A 22,030-nucleotide genomic window follows, 5' to 3' on the forward strand; every position below is an offset into this window, starting at 1 on the left:
AAATAAGGAGGATATAGAGGAAGATGGCAAAGTATGTATTTGGTGTAGATATCGGAGGAACAACAGTTAAGATCGGACTTTTCACAGCAGAAGGAACGATGGTTGACAAGTGGGAGATCACAACACGCACCGATGAGGGCGGAAAGTATATCTTAGGCGATATCGCAGCATCCATCGAGGATAAGCTTGCAGAAAAGCAGATTGACAAGAGCGAAGTAAAGGGTATCGGAATGGGTGTTCCGGGACCAGTCAAGGCAGATGGAACCGTTCTCCGTTGTGTAAACCTTGGATGGGGAATCTTCAATGCAGCAGATGAGTTATCCAAGATTATCGGACTTCCAGTCAAGGTTGGTAACGATGCAAATATGGCAGCGCTCGGCGAGATGTGGCAGGGCGGTGGAAAAGGCTTCAGTAACATCGTTATGGTAACACTTGGAACCGGTGTTGGCGGCGGTATCATCTTAGGCGGAAAGATGCTTTCCGGTGTGAATGGTGCTGGCGGTGAGATCGGACATATTCAGGTGAACGATGATGAGACAGAGGTTTGCGGATGTGGCAGAAAGGGCTGTCTGGAGCAGTACACATCTGCAACTGGTATCGTAAGAATGGCAAATACATTGCTCAACACAACGGATCGTCCATCTGCACTTCGCAACGTACAGTATGTATCTGCAAAGGAAGTGTTCGATGCAGCAAAGCAGGGCGATGAGCTTGCAGCTGAGATCGTAGACAGACATGGAAAGTGCCTTGGCAAAGCATTGGCACAGATCGCATGTGTGGTTGATCCAGAGGTTTTTGTTATTGGTGGCGGTGTATCCAAGGCAGGTACGATCATCACAGATACAACAGAGAAATATTTCAAGGAGTATGCATTCCACGCATGCAAGAACACGAAGTTCACACTTGCAACACTTGGAAATGATGCCGGTATGTATGGTGGAGCCTGTGCGATTATGAACGATTAGTGATGCCTAATCGTGAAAATGACGAAGGGAAGCAGTTTTCCTTAGTATTTTTCTATATATTTACACATTGAATAAATTTTGCCCATAAGCTATGATAAAGCAGAGCTTATGGGCTTTTTTATGTTTATTTTTGTGAGGAACGTATGAGTTTGAAGATAGAAGAGATTAAAATATTGGAGCAGGAGCCGATGTGCAAGCATACGACATTTCGCATTGGCGGGGCGGCAAAGTATTTTGCAATGCCGAAAAATACGGCTGAAATCCAGACATTGATCGCGTATTGCAAGGAACACAAGCTTGATTATTGTGTACTTGGAAATGGAAGTAATGTCCTGTTTACAGACGCCGGATATGATGGCTTGATTATCCAGATTGGCAGTGCCATGAGTGAAATCCGGGTGGATGGGACTTCCGTGTATGCGCAGGCAGGAGCGATTCTGGCGCGCGTGGCGAATCTGGCATATGAGGCGGGACTTACAGGCATGGAGTTCGCTGCAGGTATACCGGGAAGCATCGGTGGCGCGATTGTGATGAATGCAGGCGCCTATGGTGGTGAGATGAAGGATATCGTATCGTATGTGGAGGTGCTGTCGATGGATGGCACACTTCGAAGCTATGCTTGTGATGAGATGGAGTTTGCTTATCGCCATAGCATCATCGATGCAGATAAAATCGTGGTTGGTGTCGGACTGACACTGGAACACGGAGATAAGACAGCAATTCTTGACCGGATGAATGAACTGGCGGAGGCGAGACGAAGTAAACAGCCGCTCGAATATCCGAGTGCAGGATCGACGTTTAAACGTCCGGAAGGGTATTTTGCAGCGAAGCTGATTGATGACAGTGGATTGCGTGGATACCGGGTCGGCGGTGCGATGGTATCGGAGAAGCATTGTGGGTTTGTTGTGAATGTGGAACAGGCAAGCAGTGCAGATGTGCTGGCAGTGATGCAGCATGTGCAGGAAGTTGTAAATGAGAAGTACGGTGTGATGTTGGAACCGGAGGTAAGAATAATCCGATGAGATTTGTAATTGTAACAGGAATGAGCGGAGCAGGAAAATCAACGGTGTTGAAGATGTTAGAAGATATGGGGTTCTTCTGCGTCGATAACCTTCCGGTCATGTTAATTGAAAAATTCGCAGAGATTGCGCATGATGATAAGCTTGAGGTCGACAATGTCGCTATCGGTGTGGATATCCGAAGCGGGCAGGCACTCGGTGAGATGTCCGTGTGTCTGGAGACTTTGAAAAAGCGTAACTTTACTTACGAGATTCTTTTCCTTGATGCCAATGAACCGGTGCTTGTAAAGCGATATAAGGAGACGCGAAGAGCGCATCCGCTGTCCAAGCATGGCAGGATCAACGAAGGCATCGTCAAGGAACGCGAGAAGATCGAGTTTTTGCGCCAGCGTGCGGATTATATTATCGATACGAGCAATCTGCTTACAAGAGAGTTAAAGCATGAGATTGAGAAGATATTTGTGGAGGGCAAACAGTATAATAACATTATTGTGACTGTGATGTCCTTTGGATTCAAGTATGGAATCCCGAGAGATTCCGACCTTGTATTTGACGTACGTTTTTTGCCGAATCCATATTATGTTCCGGAGCTTCGCCCGCAGACAGGAAATGATAAACCGGTCTCTGATATGGTGAAGGATTGCAAAGAATATCCGGCATTTATGGAGAAGCTCACAGATATGCTGGAGTTTCTGATTCCCAATTATCTGAAAGAGGGTAAAAATCAGTTAGTGATTTCCGTGGGATGTACCGGAGGAAAACACCGCTCTGTGACAGTGGCAAATGCACTGTACGAGACATTGGAGAAGCTTCCGTATACGGTACGTCTGTATCATAGAGATATTGGCAAAGACCGTATTGTGAAAGGGGAGTAGGTATGTCGTTTTCATCAAAGGTGAAAGCGGAACTGCTTTCCCATATCAGCACAGGCAGACATTGCCGGATGGCAGAGCTTGCTGCTATGATCGCAATGTCCGGTGAATACCGGGATGGTGTCTGGACGATGCGCGGGGAAAACACGATCTTACAGGAGAAAATCACGAAGCTTACTGCACTTCTGGATGTGGATATTAACACACCAGAGGGCAGACAGATGTTAAAGCTGACGGATCATGGAGATTATCTTTCGGTGAATCCGATTCTGGTAGAACGGAATTGCTGTAAGCAGGCATTTATCCGCGGGGCATTTCTGGCAACTGGCTCCCTGACTGATCCGGAGAAGGGGTATCATTTCGAGATCGTCTGTGACCATGCGGAACAGGCGGATATGTTAGCCAGACTGATTCGTGATTTTTCAATCGAACCGAAGCAGATCCAGCGCAAAAAATATTATGTGGTTTACATCAAGGATGGATCAATGATCGTTGATCTGTTAAATATCATGGGGGCGCATGTGTCCCTGATGGATATGGAAAATATACGCATTTTAAAAGACATGCGCAATTCCGTCAACCGGCGTGTAAATTGTGAGACTGCGAACTTAAACAAGGTTGTGAGTGCTGCCGTCAAGCAGATGGAAGACATCACGTATATTGAACAGACAAAGGGATTAAAATATCTTCCAGAGCGTTTGCGGGAGATCGCAAGTCTGCGTATGGAAGAACCGGATACGAGTCTAGTGGAGCTTGGTAAGAAATTAAATCCACCGCTTGGAAAATCCGGAGTCAATCATAGATTGAAAAAAATAAGTGATATAGCCAATGAGCTAAGGAGGAACCAAAATGATCAGTAAGACAGTCGTTGTGAATTTACCAGCAGATGCAGAGGCAAGACCGGTGGCCGTTCTCGTGCAGATTGCAAGCAAGTATGAGAGTAAAATTACAATCAATTCTCAGAACCGGAGAATCAATGCGAAAAGCATCATGGGAATGATGAGCCTTGGATTCGGTAACGGGGATGCGCTTGAAATCGAAGCCAATGGACCGGATGAGGAGGTTGCTGTCGAGGAAATGAAAAATTATATTGAATCTGTCAAGTAGTCTTTGTTGCATAAGAATTTTAACTATGTTATTATATAAATAATTATGCAGGGGGAAAGACCACAAAGGAGGATATCAGATGGGAAAGCTTAGCAGTTTTTTTAGCAAGATTCCGTTTTTGTCCGGTCTTGGCGGCAAGAAAAAGTCAGCCAAGAGCAACGTAGAACTTCAATATGATAAGGCAATCAACCTGATGGAAAATGGAAATGCCGAGGACGCCGTAGAGATATTCGAAAAGATTGTAGATATTGCAATCATGGATCCGAATTATAAGAATTTCGGTACGGATGCCTTGAAAATATTAGGGGAGCTGTATGAGACCGGAAAGTATAGCAACTGTATTGTCGATGTGGATTTGAATAAGGCGACACAGTACTATGAGAAATATACGAATTTGAGTAAGGATGGCGAGATGATCTACAAGCTCGCACAGATGTTGTTGGATATTCAGAATTTCTCAAAGGCGATTACATTCTTTGAGAAGGCAACGGAGTGTGGTATCAAGGCAGCGTACATGAATCTCGGTAGTATCTATGAGAATGGTCTAAATCGTATCGATCAGTATGGAAACAAGAGTGATTTTGTCGTACCGGTGGATTACGAGAAGGCAATGTCGTGGTACAAGAAGCTTGCAGATATGGGAGATACGAAAGCAAAGGCTGCGTATGACCGTGTCGATTATGCAAGTCAGCATACAGACAGTATTGAGTTCGAAGAGAAGGACAAACTGTATACAGAGATTGCAGAGGCAAGACGTGCGAAAGGCAAGGAACCAAAGTATAAAGCAATCGATCCGGCACGTTTGCAGTATCAGTACACCTATGTACATAACCAGATTGATGGTTATATCCACAAGCTTCCTAAGGACTGGGTAAAGACCATCAACAGCGATACGGACGAGGAATATTATGCACCAAGCCTTACTTACAAGGATTTTGCGATGTATGTAAGCTATGACAGTATTCCAAGAGATTCCAAAAAGACATTGGAGAATTATCTTCGTTATTGCAACGATGCATTTGACGAGGAATTACAGTTGAAAGCATACATCACAGAATATGCAGATGGTATCTGCACAACGTTCTACCACAAGGAGATGGAAAAGGGTATTGTAACCTTTGCGTTCTATCAGGGTAAGCGTCTTGCATGTATGCGTTTTGTATGTGCATCCATGGAGATCATCGAGCAGTACGAGGAGATCATTTTCGAGACAGCGAACTCGTTCGCATTCGTTGATCCAACCCTGGTTAGTGACCAGAGCTTGAACCGTAAGGATAACCAGTATTATAGTGAGGCATTGTACTGCTATTACTTAGAGGACTACGAGGGCGCGATGGCGGCTGCAAAGCAGGCATTGAAGCTTGGTAGTATTAAGGCAAGTTATCTGTTGATCGAGCTGTATTACGATGATGATTCACCGTATAAGGATCTCGAGAAGACGATCAGTTACGCAAAGCAGTTGTTTGATGCGACGAAAGATCCGGATCTGGCATTCCTGCTTGGTAACATTTACGATCAGAAGATGAAGGATTACATGAAGGCACTCAACTGGTACGAGACCGCACATCGTCTCGGTCATCGACGGGTTGCATTCTATCTCGGACGTTTTTATTACTATGGTGTACTTCGTACGAAGCGTGATGGTATCAAGGCGTTAGAGTATTTCAAGGAAGCGCAGGCAAATGGTATTCTGGAAGCAGAAGCTTATATCAAGGATATTCAGGAGCTTGGCAACGAGGATTTGCAGCGTTCTGTGGAGACATGGGAGCGTTCCGTAGAAGCCGGAAGCGGACAGGCAGCTTTGAAGGTTGCCTTGTACAAGCAGAGTCAGGTGTTCTACATTGCAAATTCGTATGAGATTGAGAAAGCATTTTTGGAAGCCCTTGGACTGGGAAGCTATCAGGCTGCTTATGAGCTTGGTAAGATCTACCAGCAGCAGGAGGCAGATGAGAATTATCGTGGCGAGATCAAGAGTATCAAGTACTTTGAGAAAGCTTACGACAATGGATATGAGGACTTCGATAAGGACAACCTGTTCAAGGTCATCGAGTATAAGGCTGGCAAGACAAGCGATATGAGCAAGCAGATCGAGTTTTATATGCAGAGTGCTAAACAGGCATATGTCCCTGCCGTGAAGAAGATTGTTGAGATGGTAGCGTATATCACACCGGATATCGTAGACTTGTATCGTGAGTTGTGTGAGATTGCGGAGACCGGTGATGACAGCGCGATTATCTCTATGAATATGTTGGAGAAGAAGTATACAGACCTTGTTATCAAGCAGCCAACGAGTGGACAGAAGGTGATCGAGAACAAGTTCTTCCGTCTGTGCGTTCCGAAGGAGAGTACAGCCGTGATCAACGACGAGGGTGGTACGATCAAACTTGCAGATTCCGTTGTAGAATTTGCAGTTGCTGAGATGCCAGTCAGTGCAGATCAGGAGGAAGATTACCTGAAGATTTACAAGCTGATCCTGTCTGAGTACCTGCCGGATGAGAATGCAGAGATTATCATTGCGAACTCCCGTATGATCGGTTCCGGTATGCGTGAGACAAAGAACAACGTACATTCTTACAGTATCCTGTTGATCAGTTCAAAGAACCAGTATCTGTTCAAACTGAGCTCCAGAGATCGTCGTGAGATGATGATGTTCAAGGATAAGGTGCTTGAGATTGCGAAGTCTCTGGTTGAGACTGGCGAGATCTATGTTGCAACCGAGGAAGCAAAGAAGAAGATTGGACTTTCGTTCCTGCTTCAGTCGAACGACAATGGATTCCTTTCAATCGGAAAAGCAGAATAAGTTTAGAGTTTATGAAACGCCATGCGTTTGGGATTCCCAATTGCATGGCGTTTTTTTATGAGCGAATCCCCGCGCATCCTGTTAATTTTGTATCTAGCCATGTGGTCAACTCATATATGATGTATTGAAATTAAGAAGTTCTAAGATGTTCTGATATAGGTAATAAACATGCACGCAACCGCCGCCAATTCGCCGTCCATGGCTCAGTGGCGGCTTACCTGAACATCGTGTTCAGGTATTGCTGTGTATCAAACAGAACATCAAGAACTTCTAAATTCTAAACATATTATATATGAGTTGACCGCATGGTTAGATACATTTTATTAAATTGGTGTGCGCGGGTGTTTGCAAGCGGAAAAACCCACGTCGTGGGTGCAGGAAGAGAAAAACAAGCGTGAAAACCCACCCCGGAAGCTGATTGATGGGGAGCGGAGAGAAAACTGGGCGTGAGGAGAAGGATATGAGCGGAAAAAACCACGTCGTGGGCGTAGAAAGAGAAAAGTAAGCGAGAAACCCCAAACTAGAAGCTAATAGGCAGGTGGAGGAGAGAAAACTGGGCGTGTGGGGTAAGAAACGAGAGGAAAAACCCATGGCGTGGGTTTGGGGAGAGAAAAGCAAGTGAGACAACCCAAACCGGAAACTAATAGGCAGGTGACGGAGAGAAAACTGGGCGTGAGGAGTGGAATGCGAGCGGAAAAACCCACGATGTGGTGACACCCGGGGTAGAGGAAAGCAAACGAAAAAATGACAGAGAAAGTTGTCAAAATATATTGACAAGAAAACTTGTCATATGCTATATATAGATCGTGCACAAATGACAAGAATAGTTGTCAAGTATAAAAAGAGTGAGTATAAATAACCGGGCAATGCAATTATGTAAGGGCGCGGAAGAATGGAGTGTGTGATATGGAGATTGGAACTGTAAAAGCGGATAAGAAGCTGAAAATCTATACGATCAAGGGTAAGCGTGTGGATAGAGAGGATTTCCAGCTGGGCGCCCATGTGGGCGAGGCAGTACCGATTGAGGCATCCAGTGAGAATATAAAAAAAGCTGTAGACAAGGCACTGGTAAGTAACGGAAAGGTGTGCGGCATTTATCAGGAGAAAAAACTGGTCGGAATATATGTGTTTGAGAGGATTGAGGATTATTTTATAGAAGCCGGAGAGACAGAAGCTATGGCAGGTGAACGGCGGATGGAGAGTCAGGAAGCTGTCAGGAAATTGAAAGAGATTTTTGAAGATAGCAAAGCTGCGATGAAGCTTATTTTATGGTATCTGCCGGATACGTTGTCCGACCAGAAAAATAAGATTGAGGATATGATCCGCAACTACATGAAAGGCTGTATGAGCGACGGATTCTGGGCTGGAATCGAGTGGGGAGATGAACTTGTTTACAAGAAGAATATGGATCCAAAGGAGAAAAAGAATGTTGCATTCGGATATCTTCTTGGGGCTGTTGTCGGGTTCACTGTTGGCTGGATGGCAATGGATAATATTGCTTTTGGAATCTGCTATGCAGTGATATTTTCAAATCTGTACGGAAACATGATTTTTGGAGGAGTGAAAAATAAAAAGGTGTGGGAAACCTTTGTGTTTGTGAATCCGAAATATCATGGTGGAGAGGAGAATCACGATGCCACTGAATAATCATTTGAAGGAATACCGGTCGAAGCTCGGAGTCAATCAGCAGGAGATGGGTGCTTTGGTGCAGACATCGCGCCAGACAATCAGTCAGATTGAACGTGGCGATTATTCGCCGTCGGTCACATTAGCGTTGAAGCTTGCAAAAGCATGCGGCGTGACTGTGGAAGATATCTTTGAATATACGGAGGGTGCGGAAGATGAGTAAAGATAAGAAAACGAAGGAAAAATCAACAAAAAAGGCATTAATCATTTTGATTTCCGCGTTGGCAATTTGTTTTCTGGCGGGATATATTGTAGGTAAAATCATGGGAAAGGTAGAAAAGACGCAGAGTTTCGACGCGGTTGTTACGGCAATCCGAGCATTTGCGCTTGATGCGATTCCGATACTTTTCGCAGTTGTATCGCTTCTCGGATGTCTGCTTCCGGTAATCGCATATGCAAGATGCAACATGTTATATAAGCAGTTACAGAAAGATCGTGAAAATGATGATCTGTGGGATACGTTAGAGGAAAAATTGAATGTACCGATGATCATGTCAAACATTTTTTCGATTATAGAGCTTTGTCTGTTTTTCTGCTTCTTATATGATGTAGAAAAAGGATATGGAAAAGTGAGCGGATATCAGTCCGCGATGTGGGTGATTGCTGTTGCGATGTTCGTGATAACGATGGCAATTGAGATTCTGATTCCGAAACTTACTGTTGATATTGAGAAAAAGTTAAATCCGGAAAAACGTGGAAATGCATTAGACTTCCAGTTTCGTAAGGTGTGGATGAGTTCTTGTGATGAAGCAGAACGGTTGATTGTGTACCGTGCAGGGTATCAGGCATTTTTGAGCACAAATGTGGTATGCCTGATCTTGTGTATTGTCATATTTATCTTTACATTTTTGTTTAAGACAGATATTATGGGATTTGTATATGTATGTATGATTCTGCTTGTGAACAATGTAAGTTACATGATGCGTGCAGCGAAGCTGGAGCGACGCAGATAACACTGCAAGCTGGATATTGCTGAACTAGAAGCGGCTACGCTGGAATTGGAGAAGACATGTGTTTACGAAGGAAATAACGGAAGCAGAGTAAAGATTGAAGATGGAGGAAACGAATATGGGAATGAATTCAATTGATGCAGAAGATGATCAGTTTGCATATCGGTATGATACGCAGTTGCTGATCGACCGGAGAGATAAGGATTTGGATGAGGATGAAATTGCAGATTATATCACGGATCATATCGAGGGAAACAGCTTGATCGCGGCTGGAGACGAGGATCTGGTGAAGATTCATTTTCATACAAATGAGCCTTGGAAGGTGCTGGAGTATTGCAGTACAGTTGGCGAGATCTACGATATTGTTGTCGAGGATATGATCCGTCAGTCAGCAGGACTGCAGGGATAGATGCCGATAGGAGAAAACAATGACAGGAAAATTGAAGATATGTAATTTTGGTAAAAACATGCTGCAGATATTTTATGTGACAACATTGCTTGCAGCCATCTATCTGATTCTTGGGTTTTGCGGATTCTATGAGCGATGGTTTGCGAATGGTCCGGCAGGAATTACGGTAGAGAAAAAATACTGGCTGATCCGTCTGTGTATTATCTTCCTGGTTGAGATTACGATATTCTGGATTGGAATGATCAGCGTGTATCTGACATCACAGCAGCTGGGAATCCGCTGGCGTGTGTTGGGGCTTATATGTGGCTGGATTCCGATTGCGCATCTGGTGATGCTGCATATCATTATCCGGACGGTAAGACGGGAAGTAAAGTTCGAGAAGCTGCGTGCGAAGCGAAATGCTGCGCGGGCAGATAAGCAGATATGTAAAACAAAATATCCGATACTTATGGTGCATGGCGTGTTCTTCCGGGATTTTGAACACCTAAATTACTGGGGCAGAATACCGGCGGAGCTTACGGAAAATGGTGCGAAGATCTATTACGGAAACCATAACAGTGCCGCGGCTGTGCGGGACAGTGCAAAGGAATTAGAGACACGTATCAGGCAGATTGTCGAGGAAACCGGCTGTGAGAAGGTAAATGTGATCGCGCATTCCAAAGGTGGACTTGATACGAGAGCGGCAATCGCACTTACTTCCGCAGGAGATTATATTGCGTCACTTACGACAATCAACACGCCACACAGAGGCTGTGAATTTGCCGATTATTTATTAGACAATATTCCGGAGGCACAGCAAAAGGCGATTGAAAAAGCATACAACGTAGGGGCGGAAAAGCTTGGAGATACGAATCCGGATTTCATGGCAGCCGTCCATGATCTCACCTCTACAAATTGTGCGGAATTTAATGAAGAGGCAAAGGATGCACCGGGGATTTATTACCAGTCTTTTGGCTCGAAATTGAATCGTCCATCATCCGGACGATTCCCGCTCAATCTGTCGTATCTGCTTGTTAAACGGTTTGACGGACCGAATGATGGTCTGGTTGGAGAGAAGTCTTTTGCGTGGGGAGAAGACTACCAGTTCCTGACTGTAAAGGGCAAGCGGGGAATCTCGCACGGGGATGTGATCGACTTGAACCGCGAGGATATTCCGGGATTTGATGTACGGGAATTCTATGTGCAACTTGTGTCAAAACTTAAAGAACGAGGATTATAGAAATATAATATTAGAACTTGAAAAAGGGGAACGAGAAATCGTTCCCCTTTACCGTTTTCCTGATTAGCTTCCGGTACGATAATTTCTTACCGATCTGCAATCGGTGTATATGCACGGTTTTCCGCGATCGATTTGTAAGCCGGGCGGATGATCTTGTTTACGTTGATGAGCTCCTCGATACGGTGGGCGCTCCAGCCGGCGATACGGGCGACTGCGAACATCGGTGTAAAGAGTTCTTCCGGCAGATCAAGCATGGTGTATACGAAACCGCTGTAGAAATCGACATTCGGGCTTACACCTTTATAGATCTTGCGCTTGTCTGCGATGACTTCCTTCGCAATCTCAGCGACATCCATATAAAGCTTATATTCTTTTTCCTTGTGCTTTTCCTCAGACAGTTTTCCGACAAAGGACTGGAATACATTCGCACGTGGATCGGAGATGGAATATACTGCATGTCCCATTCCGTAGATCAGTCCGGAACGGTCGAAGGCTTTCTTGTCCAGAATATCGCACAGATACTGGCGGATTTCATCTTTATCATCCCAGTCACGGACGTGCTCTTTCAGATCGTCAAACATACGCTTTACCTTGACATTGGCGCCGCCGTGCTTTGGCCCCTTCAAAGAACAGAGAGAGGCGGCAACCGAAGAATATGTATCCGTACCGGAGGAGGTAACAACGTGTGTTGTAAATGTGGAGTTGTTACCACCGCCATGTTCCGCATGGAGCACAAGCGCTAAGTCGAGCACTTTTGCTTCGGTATCGGTATAAGATTTATCCTGACGCAGGAGGCGCAGAATATTCTCGGCAGTGGAAAGCTCCGGCTTTGGCTTGTGGATATAAAGTCCCTTCCCAAGCTCGTAGTGGCGGTATGCCTGATACGAGTACACGGCAAGCGCCGGGAAATTCGCAATCAGCTCAATGCTCTGACGAAGGACGTTCGGAATGCTGACATCCATGGCGTTTGTATCGTAAGAACTGAGTGTGAGGATATTTTTCGCAAGAGCATTCATGATATCGGGTGTCGGTGTTTTTAATATAATGTCTCTTGCAAAATAATGTGGCAGCTTCCGGTAGGAACCGAGCAGCGTGTTGAAATCTGCAAGCTCTTTTTTGTTCGGCAACTCGCCGAAGAGCAGAAGATAGACAGTTTCTTCAAAACCAAAACGTTTCTCGGAAGTAAAGCCTCTGACCAGATCATAAATGTTAATTCCACGGTAGTAGAGCTGGCCGTCGATTGGTATGGTGACACCGTTTACCTCCTCGGAGGAGATGATTGTGGAGATCTCTGTAAGGCCTGTCAGAACTCCTTTACCGTCTAAATCACGCAACCCGCGCTTTACCTGATATTTTGTATACAATTCGGGATCAATCATATCGTGGCTTTCGCATAATTTTGCCAAACGCTCGAACTCCGGTGTGACTGCTGAAAATTCCTGTTGATTCATATATTCACTTCCTTATCTGATTTGTTAATGATGCATTGCAGACGCTGAAACCAGCAAATGTAACAATGCAATAAGTACATGCTGATAGACAATGACACAGTCTGATAATTGCACATATATGATATATGCGAATTTTATGCTATATGTTTATCGCGGTTTGCGATAACTTATATATTAGCATACTATAATTTCAATATTTTGGCAAACCATTTCCCGTGAAAAAATTGTGAAAATTATACAAAAAATGTAAATTGAATATAAAATATACGAAAAAACAGCATAATTGGATGCATACCGAATGGTAAAATAGGGGATTATATAGGTTTTTAATGAAAAATTTCAGAAATTCCGGAAAAGTTATTGAAAATTTTTATTAGGTATATTAGAATAACAAAGATACTGAATGTATTTAATTTCGAATGTATATGTTATTTTAGGAGGATAATTATGGAAGCAAGTGATTTCAGAAATGGTGTGACTTTTGTATGTGATGGTCAGCCTTGTCAGGTAATAGAGTTTCAGCATGTAAAGCCAGGTAAGGGTGCTGCATTCGTTCGTACAAAGTATAAGAATATTATCACAGGTGCAATCAGAGAGACAAGTTTCAACCCTACAGCAAAGTTCGATTCTGCGTATATCGAGCGTAAGGATATGGATTACTCTTACAGAGATGGTAACCTGTATTACTTCATGGATCAGGAGACATTCGAGATGATTCCTGTCGATGAGAGCGTAGTTGGTGACGCTATGAAGTTTGTTAAGGAAGGCATGACATGTAAGATTTCTATCTACGAAGGAAATGTATTTGCAGTAGAAGGTCCTGATTTTGTAGAGCTTGAGATTACAGAGTGTGAACCGGGTGTAGCAGGAAATACAGCTACAAACGCTACAAAGCCATGTACAGTTGAGACAGGTGCAACATTGAATGTTCCTCTGTTTATCAACCAGGGTGAGATTATCAAGATCGATACACGTACAGGAAAGTATCTTTCAAGAGCAAAGTAATTTAAAAATTACGAATTGAATCAGAATGATCAAAGGCACGTTCCGTTTCGGAGCGTGCTTTTTTGTGTAATATGCCGCCATGCAGAAATTGTGCGATCTGCAATCCGGATAAAATCAAAAATTTACAATCATATATTTCCGCATCCCGCATATATATATGGTAGGGGTGAATGCTGTGAAAAATGAAATCTTGAAATTACTCCCCCCTTGTATTCGGTACATAATCAATCAGATTGACATAGATTATAACTCCCTGATAGAGCTTCGGTTCCGGATCTGCGAGCCGTTGATACTGGTCTTTACGCAGGGGGAATACTTTGTGCAGAATTGTGGGGGACTGACACTCGATCGGAAAAAAGCGTATCGCGTGACCGCGGATGATATCCGGGGGATTATTGATGCTGTCACGGATTATTCGTTATATGCGTATGAAGATGAAGTGAGACAGGGGTTTGTGACGGTTTGTGGCGGGCATCGCGTCGGCGTTGCCGGTCAGGTTGTATTGGAGCATGGGAGAGTAAGAAACGTGAAGCATATATCGTTTATTAATATTCGGGTATCCCATCAGATCAAGGGCTGTGCGACTTGCCTGCTGCCATATGTGATCAAGGATGGCAGGTTGTTGCACACACTGATCATATCGCCGCCGGGATGTGGAAAGACGACAATCTTGCGGGATCTGGTGCGGCTGATATCGGATGGAAACAGTTATTGTAGAGGGATGAATGTTGGCGTGGTGGATGAGCGTTCGGAGCTTGCCGCCTGCTACATGGGAATTCCGCAGAATGATGTCGGACTCCGCACGGATATCTTAGATGGGTGTCCCAAGGCGGAAGGGATGTTGATGCTGCTTCGGTCGATGAGTCCGAAGGTGATTGCGGTGGATGAGATCGGAAGCCGGGAGGATATCGATGCAATCTCGTATGTTATCAATTGTGGCTGTGGGATTCTGGCGACAATCCATGGCGACTCGATCGACGATATCCGCACGCGTCCGGTGCTTCGGAAGCTGGTCGAGGAGAAGGTGTTTGAACGCTACATCGTACTTGGACGGAGCGCAGGGATCGGAACGGTTGAATCGATCTTTGACGAGAGGGGTAATGAGTTATACATTGGTTCACTGTCGGTTGCAAATTGATCGGAATCATCTGTGTGCTTGGCGGCTGCGTGGCTATGGGGATTCTTCGCGCGATGGCAATCCGCCGTCGCGTGAAGGAAATGCAGGAATATGCACGTGTGCTTTCCGTTGCCACGGCGGAGCTTCGGTATCGGAGAGATATTCTGGCACAGGTATTTGTCCGTGTTGCAAAAAAATGCCGCCAGCCATATGCCACGTGGCTGTCAGAGCTTTCACAGGCACTCATGGAGGCGCAGCAGAGACAGGCATATTCTTATACGGAAGTGGCTGCCGATTTTGATCAGATCTGGAGGAAGCATGCAGACAGGCTGTACGAAAGTTCCGGTCTAAAACAAGAAGATATGGAATATATATATAACCTGGGACAGACTATCGGATATCTGGATGTACAGGCACAGGAGGAAGGACTGGCGTTGCTGCAGGCAGATCTGGGACGACATATCCGGGAGCTTGAGACAGAGGCAAAAGATCGTATGCGATTGTCGCTTGTGGTGGGAAGTGTCGCAGGTGTGTTATTGATTATAATCTTGATTTAGCAGATGCAGGGGAATGGAAATGACGATTCAGTTGATTTTTAAAATTGCAGCCGTTGGAATTGTCGTGGCACTCATCAATCAGGTATTGAAGCATTCTGGCAGGGACGATCAGGCATATCTGGTGAGCCTTGCAGGTCTGATTATCGTACTGACGTGGATTATTCCCTATGTCAATCAGCTGTTTCAGGATATCAACACATTGTTTGGATTTTAAGGGGGCAGAGTATGAATCTGGGAGTGACGATGGTATTTGCAATCGTGGCGGTAATCTTGGCGTTGTCCTTGAAATCTAAAAATCCAGAGTACAGCACATTTATCAGTGTGGCGGTGTGCCTTGTGCTGTTATTTATCTGCGTGTCGCGGATGCGTGTGATGCTTTCAGGTATTGAAGTCTTGACGGACAAGATCCGGATGGACAGTACCTATCTGGTGATCCTGGTCAAGCTGATCGGGATCGCCTATATCTGTGAGTTTGCGGCGAGTATCAGCAAGGATGCCGGATACAGTGCGGTTGCATCCCAGATTGAGCTGCTTGGAAAGCTTACGATGCTGGTTGTGTCGCTTCCGGTTTTTATGCAGGTTGTGCAGACGGTATTGTCGTTGATCGATTGATGGAGGAACCTGCCAAATGAGCCTGCGGACTACACATACAACTACATATTTCACTTGCAGATGGCTGGTAGTGGTACTGGCCATTTTCTTTTTTGCGGATATCCATGTACTGCCTGCGCGGGCGCAGGAACTGCCAGAAGCCACGACAGGAACCACGCAGGAGCTGGATGGACAGGCAACTACGATAGAAGCCACACAAGAGCAGAGTGGACAGGTAGCCACGACAGAAACAACACAGGAATCATACAATTCTCAGACAATAACAGAATCAGGACAGCAGACGAATGTGATTTATGACTCCATCTTCGATGAACTGAATCTGGAAGAGGTGGAGCGTGCGTTGCAGCAACAGGGCATTCAGACGGCTATGCCAATTACGGAGATGGTAAAAAAACAGGTGGAGGGTGACAATAAGTCGGTGCTATCGGCATTGCTTGCGACAATCAGCAGCGTTTTTTTCGGCGAGCTGTCGCAGAACAAAGGGCTGCTCTTAGAGTTGGTCGGTATCGTCCTGATCGGAAGCATCTTTGTGAATCTGTCGAACTCCTTTGCGGGAGGATTTATCAGTGAAAATGGATTCTATATTACTTATATGCTGATGACATCGCTGTTGCTGACGTCCTTTTCGATGGCGTATTCGATTACACTTGCGGCACTCGACAAGGTGCTCGTTGCAGTACGGCTGTTAGTTCCGGCGTTTCTGCTTGTGTTGCAGTTTATCGGACATGCTACGACGGCAGGCGGCACATACAATCTCGTTTTGGTCGGAATCTGGCTGATACAGGCGGTGATTATCCGGCTGGTGCTGCCGCTCATTGAATTCTATGTGATCGTGGCACTTGTGAACAACCTGCAAAAAGAGGACAGCTTCTCGAAACTGTGTGAGCTTGTGCAGAGCCTGATCAAATGGATTTTGCGGACGATCATCGTCGTGGTGATCGGATTAAATGTGATCAAGGGCTTGCTGGAGCCGCAGATGGACATCCTTGGGAAAACGGCGGTGAACCGGGCATTAACTGCGATTCCGGGAAGCGTCGTATCGGTGCTTGCAGGCACCTATCTTGCGTGTGGCATGATCGTAAAAAATAGTATCGGTATCACAGGTATCCTGATTCTGTCCGGCATCTGTCTGATTCCGATCATCAAGCTTTTCTTGCTGATGTTTACGGTGCGGATCACAACCGCGCTGATTCAGCCGATGGGCGATAAGCGGTATGTGGATGGCACGACGGCGCTGGCAAATGGAATCGGCATGCTGATGCAGGCGCTGGCAAGTGCACTCGTTTTATTTATCATAACTCTCGCGATCATGTCGGGGGCAACGAATGGAATAGGAGGGTAGCTATGCTGTTTGGCTGGATGAAAAGTCTGATCTTTTATCTATTGCTCGCAACGATTGTGACGCATATGGCGCCGTCCAATCAATATAAGCAATATATCCGGTATTTCATTGGACTGGTCGTGATTGTGCTGCTTGCAAGTCCGCTCAAATTCCTGTTTGAATTTGGAAGCGGAGATCTGCAGGAATTGTTGCAGGAGATCGAGCATGTGGAAGGACAGGAGTCCGTCGCAGGAGTCGGCGGAAGCATCACGGATTATTATGGTATGGGCATCCGAGAGGGACTCAAAAAAGAACTTCAAGGTTATTCGGTTGAGGATGTTGCGATCATAACGGATGCCGGTGGAGAGCTATTGCAATGCACGATTTACATAAGTGAGGCAAAGGCAACAGAAGAGATGGAAAAAGAAATAAAAAAATACATTTCGGATGTCTATAATCTGGAGGATGCTCGTATATATGTAGTAAGACGGTGAGAATATGGAGTGGAAATTTAAGAAAAATGAAAAATGGAACAAGGTAATTCTGGTTGTACTGTGCGGGATTTTACTGCTTGTGATCGTGATGCCGCAGAAGACGGTGCAGACCGCGGTGGGGCAGACCGGATCTTCGTCTGACACAACCGCTTCCTATGAGGTGCGTCTGCGGGAGCTGCTTGCGGATACCTACGGTGCGGACATGGTTGACGTATTGATCTATGCAGGGGATCGCACACAGACGTATTATGGATCTGGCGGCACAGAGACGATCACGGGCGTGTTGATCACAATTAAAAAGGAAGCGGTCACAGGTACCACGATTGCAGATATTACCTTGGCGGTATGCGCGCTTTTTGATCTGCCGGCACATAAGGTGGCGGTTTTGGTAAAAAATTAGGGAGGTTTTTATGAAGAAAAAAACCATGAAACGAAACCAGATTATTATCGGGGCACTTACCGTGTTGCTTGGTGTGGCAGGCTACATAAATTTCTCCGGCAATAAACTGGATTTGGCACCGGGCGAGCTGGAACCGACTGAATCTGCCTTTGCAGAGGAGCAGACGGAGACAGATGCAAAACCAGCGGAGATTGTGTCCGGCGAGCTGACGGTCTCTGATGTTCCGGAGGATGAGTATATCGAGCTGAACTCGGAGGAGGAAAAAATCGGGGAAGCAGTGCTGACCTCAGCAAATGCGGCAAATAATTTCGTGTCAATCAAATTAAACCGGGAGCAGAGCCGCAGCCAGAACAAGGAGACATTGCTGGAGATCATCAACGGGGATGGCATGGATGCACAGGCGGTACAGGCAGCCACCGATGCATATGTGAAGCTGACTGAGGATGCGGAGAAAGAACAGGAAGCAGAGTCAATCCTTGCGGCAAAGGGCTTCGGAGAAGCGATCGTGTCGATTGGCGATTCTGGCGTGGATGTTATCTTAAATTGTACCGATCTGCCGGATGAAAAACGGGCACAGGTCGAGGATGTTGTAACAAGAAAGACCGGATGTACGGTGGACGCAATCGTCATCACACTGGCACAGTAATAAAATTGTAGAAATCAGCAGAAAGCCTTGCACAGTTGCAAGGCTTTTTAGTTGCATAATATGCATAAATTGGGTATAATATTTTACATATGCAATGAAATAAAGTAGGAAGGATAAGATAAGGAGGCAATTATGAGCGATATGATAAATGAAGAAGAAAAAATTGGTAAAATCAGTATAGCAGACGGCGTGGTGGCATCCATCGCCGGGATTGCAGCCATCGAGGTAGAAGGTGTTTCCAAGCTGACTGGAAATATCTCGAAGGAGCTTGTTGCAAAGCTTGGTAAGAAGAATCTTGCCAACGGTGTGAAGGTAGAGATCACAGATGGAAATGTAGTCGTAGATGTTTCATTGGAAGTTGAATATGGTACAAGCATCAAGAAAGTATCCGAGGGCGTGCAGGAGAAGGTAAAGCAGGCAATCGAGAATATGACCGGACTGCATGTGCGCGTGGTAAATGTTGTCGTATCCGGCATCAAGATGAATAAAGAGTAAGGCGGTTAATTATGACAAGACGAAGCATACGAGAAAATATTTTTCTGATCGTATTTAAGGCAGAATTCAACAATCAGGAAGAGATGGAAGAACAGATCCGTTATTCAATCAGTAAGATCGAAGAACCGGAAGAAGATCCGGAGGATGTTGCGATAACAGAAACGGGAAAGGTAAAAGAGGAGGATCTTGCCTACATTGCAGACAAGTCCCACAAGATTCTTTCCATGCTTCCGGCACTCGATGAGAAGATCAGCGAGATCTCTGATGGCTGGCAGATCGGCAGACTGGGCAAGCCGGAACTTGCAATCCTGCGTCTGGCACTCTATGAGATGCTCTATGATGAGGAAGTTCCATTCCGCGTAGCAATCAATGAGGCGGTAGAACTGGCAAAGAAATACTGTAATCCAGATGCAAGCGGATTTATCAACGCAGTATTGGCGAAGGTTGAGGAACCATGAGAGTAGAAAATGGAAAGAAAGTATTTTCTGTCCGGGAAGTCAATTCGTATATTGGCAATATAATAAAAAATGATTATCTGTTAAAAAACATCTGTTTTGAAGGGGAAGTGTCAAGCTTCAGCAAAGGTCCGACCGGGCATCTGTATATCACACTCAAGGATTGTACAGCTCCGGGCGATCTGCCAGAGGGCGCGCCGTACAACGGAATCCTGCGTGTGAATGTGTGGAAAAGTGTCGCGGCAAAGCTCAATCTGACGACGGTCAAGCAGGGCGATATCCTGATTGTGAAGGGAAGCTGCTCTATCTATGATGCGAAAAGTGAGTACAGTGTGAATGCCGTGTCTGTACAGCGGCGTGAAGAGCGTGGCTGGCATGGCGAAGCTTATGCAGAGCTGAAACGCAGACTGGGACAGGAAGGTATCTTCGATACGGCGATCAAGAAGCCGATTCCGAAATATCCAAGGGCAGTCGGCGTCGTGATCTCCATAGGTACGAATGCGTATAAGGATATTATGAGCGTATCACATCGGCGGAATCCCTATGTGCAGATGATCGTCTGTGATGCGCGGGCGCAGGGCGAAAATGCGCGCGAGCTGATCGTGCAGGGTATCCGCAGACTCGACAGAATGGGCGTGGATACGATTATCATTGGACGAGGCGGTGGATCGAGGGAAGATCTGGAGGTCTTTGACGATGAGGCAGTTGTCCGTGCAATCTATGAGGCGAAGACGCCGATCATATCTGGAACTGGACATGAGGGTGATACATCGCTGGCAGATGATGCGGCAGATCTGCGTGTCGAGACGCCGACGGCAGCAGCAACTGCAGCCGTTCCACTGATCGACGATATTTTACGGACAATCGAGCTTCGGCTGCGGACAATGAATTATCACGTGGCAAATAAGAAACAGAATTATCAGGCACGTCTGGATTCCTGTGAGCGGGAATTACGGCTCCGGATGCAGGGACGTCTGCAGGAGAAAGAGACAAAGCTGCAGATGTATATGCAGCAACTGGCAGCACTGAATCCGAGAGCAAAACTCGAAAAGCAGCAGGAGAAGCTGAAGCAAAGCAGAGAACGACTTGAAAACCGGATCCAGCTTAAGTTTAAAGAATATGAACATCAACTGCATCTGTTGTTAACAAGACTGCATGGCAACGCACCGACAGCCAAGCTGGTAGGTGGGTTCGGATATCTTGAATCAGAGGGAAAGCCTGTAATGTCAGCGGGACAGATGCAGGCAGGCGATCCGCTTCATGTTACTCTGCATGATGGCAGAATCCATGCGACGGTCGTTTCTGTGGAAGCAGATACAAATGGTGTACAAGGAGAATAAAACAACATGGCAGAAAAAAAGAAGGAATTAAACATAGAGGAAGCATTTGCCAGATTGGAAGAGATCAACAAGCTTCTGGAAAATCCCGATACAAATCTGAAAGACTCCATGACGTTATATGCAGAGGGCGTGGAGCTTGCGAATGCCTGTAAGGAAGAACTTGCAGGTGTGGAAAAGGAGATAAAGATATTAGATGAAGTATGATGCCAAGGCAATTGAGGAGATGATAGAGGCGTATCTGCCGGAGGAGACCGGACATCAGAAAACTGTGCTGGCTGCGATGAATTATGCGGTAAAAGCAGGCGGCAAACGGCTGCGTCCGATGATGCTCCGTCTGTGTTATGAGATGTTTGCAAAGGAACCGCAGGAGGCACTGGTGCGCCCATTTATGGCGGCAATGGAGATGATCCATACATATTCCCTTGTGCATGATGATCTTCCGGCGATGGACAACGACGCGCTACGCCGGGGACTTCCGACCGTGCATGTCAAGTTTGGTGAGGATATGGCGATTTTAGCCGGAGATGCATTGTTAAACTTTGCATTTGAAACGGCGTGTCAGGGATTTGCGGTGAAGCCGGGCGATGCCAATGTGGAGAAGGCATTTGCGGTGCTTGCAAAAAAAGCTGGTATCTATGGTATGGTTGGCGGACAGGTGCTTGATGTGGAGCGTGCCGGACTTCCGATGGATGAAGATCAGCTTGCGTTTATCTATGAGAATAAGACAGGCGCGTTGATCGCGGCGGCATGTATGTGTGGTGCATATCTTGCTGGTGCAGATGATGCGGTTGTCGCACAGTTAGAGGAGGCCGCCTATGCAGTCGGGTTTGCGTTTCAGGTGCAGGATGATATCTTAGATCTGGTCGGGGACGAGCAGTTGCTTGGCAAACCATTACATTCGGATGATAAAAACCATAAGGTGACCTATGTGACATTGCACGGAATGGATGCTGCAAAGCAGTACGTGGAAGAAATGTCCGAGAAAGCGATCCGTATATTGGAGAATATAAAAGCGTGGGATGAGGGGGCAAAAGCGGATATGATCGCGCTTGTAAAAAGCTTGATCAACCGGGACCATTAACCTGATCGCATAAGCATATTTATGACAGG

Annotated in this window: 26 protein-coding genes; 25 read left to right on the plus strand and 1 reads right to left on the minus strand. The window is 45.8% G+C overall.

Annotated elements, in window-relative coordinates; genetic code table 11:
• Positions 1–23: 23 nt before the first annotated feature.
• The 11 genes from H9Q76_RS04425 to H9Q76_RS04475 all read left to right on the plus strand — a co-directional run bounded on the left by H9Q76_RS04425 (position 24) and on the right by H9Q76_RS04475 (position 11,027).
• Positions 24–965, plus strand: coding sequence for an ROK family glucokinase (locus H9Q76_RS04425; protein WP_021984208.1), 942 nt, complete (start codon positions 24–26; stop codon positions 963–965).
• A gap of 143 nt (positions 966–1,108) precedes the next feature.
• Positions 1,109–1,987, plus strand: coding sequence for a UDP-N-acetylmuramate dehydrogenase (gene murB / locus H9Q76_RS04430; RefSeq protein ID WP_021984209.1), 879 nt, complete (start codon positions 1,109–1,111; stop codon positions 1,985–1,987).
• Positions 1,984–2,859, plus strand: coding sequence for an RNase adapter RapZ (gene rapZ, locus H9Q76_RS04435; RefSeq protein ID WP_021984210.1), 876 nt, complete (start codon positions 1,984–1,986; stop codon positions 2,857–2,859). The genes murB and rapZ overlap by 4 nt, the downstream gene beginning before the upstream one ends.
• A 2-nt stretch (positions 2,860–2,861) precedes the next feature.
• Positions 2,862–3,716 (plus strand): DNA-binding protein WhiA, encoded by an 855-nt coding sequence (gene whiA / locus H9Q76_RS04440; RefSeq protein WP_021984211.1) that lies wholly within the window; start codon positions 2,862–2,864, stop codon positions 3,714–3,716.
• Entirely contained in the window at positions 3,706–3,963 is a 258-nt protein-coding gene (locus H9Q76_RS04445) for an HPr family phosphocarrier protein (protein WP_021984212.1), read from the plus strand. The genes whiA and H9Q76_RS04445 overlap by 11 nt, the downstream gene beginning before the upstream one ends.
• Before the next feature lie 79 nt (positions 3,964–4,042).
• Entirely contained in the window at positions 4,043–6,763 is a 2,721-nt protein-coding gene (locus H9Q76_RS04450) for a tetratricopeptide repeat protein (protein ID WP_021984213.1), read from the plus strand.
• 906 nt (positions 6,764–7,669) lie between these two features.
• Positions 7,670–8,410: a hypothetical protein gene (locus tag H9Q76_RS04455; protein ID WP_118373868.1), complete on the plus strand. Its 741-nt coding sequence runs from the start codon at positions 7,670–7,672 to the stop codon at positions 8,408–8,410.
• The gene (locus H9Q76_RS04460) at positions 8,397–8,612 is read left to right on the plus strand and encodes a helix-turn-helix transcriptional regulator (RefSeq protein ID WP_117781281.1); all 216 of its coding nucleotides are present in this window, start codon (positions 8,397–8,399) and stop codon (positions 8,610–8,612) included. Before H9Q76_RS04455 ends, H9Q76_RS04460 begins: the two co-directional genes overlap by 14 nt.
• Positions 8,605–9,402: a DUF3169 family protein gene (locus tag H9Q76_RS04465; RefSeq protein ID WP_249321716.1), complete on the plus strand. Its 798-nt coding sequence runs from the start codon at positions 8,605–8,607 to the stop codon at positions 9,400–9,402. The genes H9Q76_RS04460 and H9Q76_RS04465 overlap by 8 nt, the downstream gene beginning before the upstream one ends.
• 115 nt (positions 9,403–9,517) lie before the next feature.
• Entirely contained in the window at positions 9,518–9,808 is a 291-nt protein-coding gene (locus tag H9Q76_RS04470; RefSeq protein ID WP_021985014.1) for a hypothetical protein, read from the plus strand.
• Positions 9,809–9,827: 19 nt separating this feature from the next.
• Positions 9,828–11,027 carry an esterase/lipase family protein gene (locus H9Q76_RS04475; protein WP_249321717.1) on the plus strand — a complete coding sequence of 400 codons (1,200 nt, stop codon included), beginning with the start codon at positions 9,828–9,830 and terminating at the stop codon, positions 11,025–11,027.
• Between the two features lie 86 nt (positions 11,028–11,113).
• Here H9Q76_RS04475 and H9Q76_RS04480 read toward each other — a convergent pair whose 3' ends face one another.
• Positions 11,114–12,478 (minus strand): citrate/2-methylcitrate synthase, encoded by a 1,365-nt coding sequence (locus H9Q76_RS04480; protein ID WP_117781285.1) that lies wholly within the window; start codon positions 12,476–12,478, stop codon positions 11,114–11,116.
• A 444-nt stretch (positions 12,479–12,922) separates the two neighbouring features.
• Here H9Q76_RS04480 and efp point away from each other — a divergent pair, with 444 nt between their 5' ends.
• From efp to H9Q76_RS04550, 14 genes are all read left to right on the plus strand, one after another.
• A complete protein-coding gene (efp, locus tag H9Q76_RS04485) occupies positions 12,923–13,483 on the plus strand; it encodes an elongation factor P (RefSeq protein ID WP_117780999.1) in 561 nt (186 codons plus the stop codon).
• A 175-nt stretch (positions 13,484–13,658) separates the two neighbouring features.
• Entirely contained in the window at positions 13,659–14,621 is a 963-nt protein-coding gene (spoIIIAA, locus tag H9Q76_RS04490; protein WP_242995430.1) for a stage III sporulation protein AA, read from the plus strand.
• Entirely contained in the window at positions 14,618–15,157 is a 540-nt protein-coding gene (locus H9Q76_RS04495) for a stage III sporulation protein AB (RefSeq protein WP_249321718.1), read from the plus strand. The genes spoIIIAA and H9Q76_RS04495 overlap by 4 nt, the downstream gene beginning before the upstream one ends.
• A gap of 19 nt (positions 15,158–15,176) precedes the next feature.
• Complete coding sequence (gene spoIIIAC / locus H9Q76_RS04500) at positions 15,177–15,371, plus strand: stage III sporulation protein AC (RefSeq protein ID WP_021985008.1); 195 nt, start codon at positions 15,177–15,179, stop codon at positions 15,369–15,371.
• An 11-nt stretch (positions 15,372–15,382) separates the two neighbouring features.
• Positions 15,383–15,769 carry a SpoIIIAC/SpoIIIAD family protein gene (locus tag H9Q76_RS04505; protein ID WP_117780996.1) on the plus strand — a complete coding sequence of 129 codons (387 nt, stop codon included), beginning with the start codon at positions 15,383–15,385 and terminating at the stop codon, positions 15,767–15,769.
• Positions 15,770–15,785: 16 nt separating this feature from the next.
• Positions 15,786–17,111 carry a stage III sporulation protein AE gene (locus H9Q76_RS04510; protein WP_249321719.1) on the plus strand — a complete coding sequence of 442 codons (1,326 nt, stop codon included), beginning with the start codon at positions 15,786–15,788 and terminating at the stop codon, positions 17,109–17,111.
• 2 nt (positions 17,112–17,113) lie between these two features.
• Positions 17,114–17,584, plus strand: a complete 471-nt coding sequence (locus H9Q76_RS04515; protein ID WP_021985005.1) for a stage III sporulation protein AF — start codon at positions 17,114–17,116, stop codon at positions 17,582–17,584.
• Positions 17,585–17,588: 4 nt separating this feature from the next.
• Positions 17,589–17,984, plus strand: a complete 396-nt coding sequence (locus tag H9Q76_RS04520) for a hypothetical protein (RefSeq protein ID WP_117780994.1) — start codon at positions 17,589–17,591, stop codon at positions 17,982–17,984.
• A gap of 10 nt (positions 17,985–17,994) precedes the next feature.
• Complete coding sequence (locus H9Q76_RS04525) at positions 17,995–18,630, plus strand: SpoIIIAH-like family protein (RefSeq protein ID WP_021985003.1); 636 nt, start codon at positions 17,995–17,997, stop codon at positions 18,628–18,630.
• Between the two features lie 132 nt (positions 18,631–18,762).
• The gene (locus H9Q76_RS04530; protein WP_021985002.1) at positions 18,763–19,125 is read left to right on the plus strand and encodes an Asp23/Gls24 family envelope stress response protein; all 363 of its coding nucleotides are present in this window, start codon (positions 18,763–18,765) and stop codon (positions 19,123–19,125) included.
• Positions 19,126–19,136: 11 nt separating this feature from the next.
• Positions 19,137–19,583, plus strand: a complete 447-nt coding sequence (nusB, locus tag H9Q76_RS04535; RefSeq protein ID WP_117780993.1) for a transcription antitermination factor NusB — start codon at positions 19,137–19,139, stop codon at positions 19,581–19,583.
• Positions 19,580–20,920, plus strand: a complete 1,341-nt coding sequence (gene xseA, locus H9Q76_RS04540) for an exodeoxyribonuclease VII large subunit (RefSeq protein WP_117780992.1) — start codon at positions 19,580–19,582, stop codon at positions 20,918–20,920. Before nusB ends, xseA begins: the two co-directional genes overlap by 4 nt.
• A 6-nt stretch (positions 20,921–20,926) precedes the next feature.
• A complete protein-coding gene (gene xseB, locus H9Q76_RS04545) occupies positions 20,927–21,124 on the plus strand; it encodes an exodeoxyribonuclease VII small subunit (protein ID WP_021984999.1) in 198 nt (65 codons plus the stop codon).
• Positions 21,114–22,001 carry a polyprenyl synthetase family protein gene (locus H9Q76_RS04550; protein ID WP_118545131.1) on the plus strand — a complete coding sequence of 296 codons (888 nt, stop codon included), beginning with the start codon at positions 21,114–21,116 and terminating at the stop codon, positions 21,999–22,001. The genes xseB and H9Q76_RS04550 overlap by 11 nt, the downstream gene beginning before the upstream one ends.
• Positions 22,002–22,030 lie beyond the last annotated feature (29 nt).

The sequence above is a fragment of the Wujia chipingensis genome, assembly GCF_014337155.1.
In the GTDB taxonomy this organism is placed as follows: Bacteria; Bacillota; Clostridia; order Lachnospirales; family Lachnospiraceae; genus Coprococcus_C; species Coprococcus_C hominis.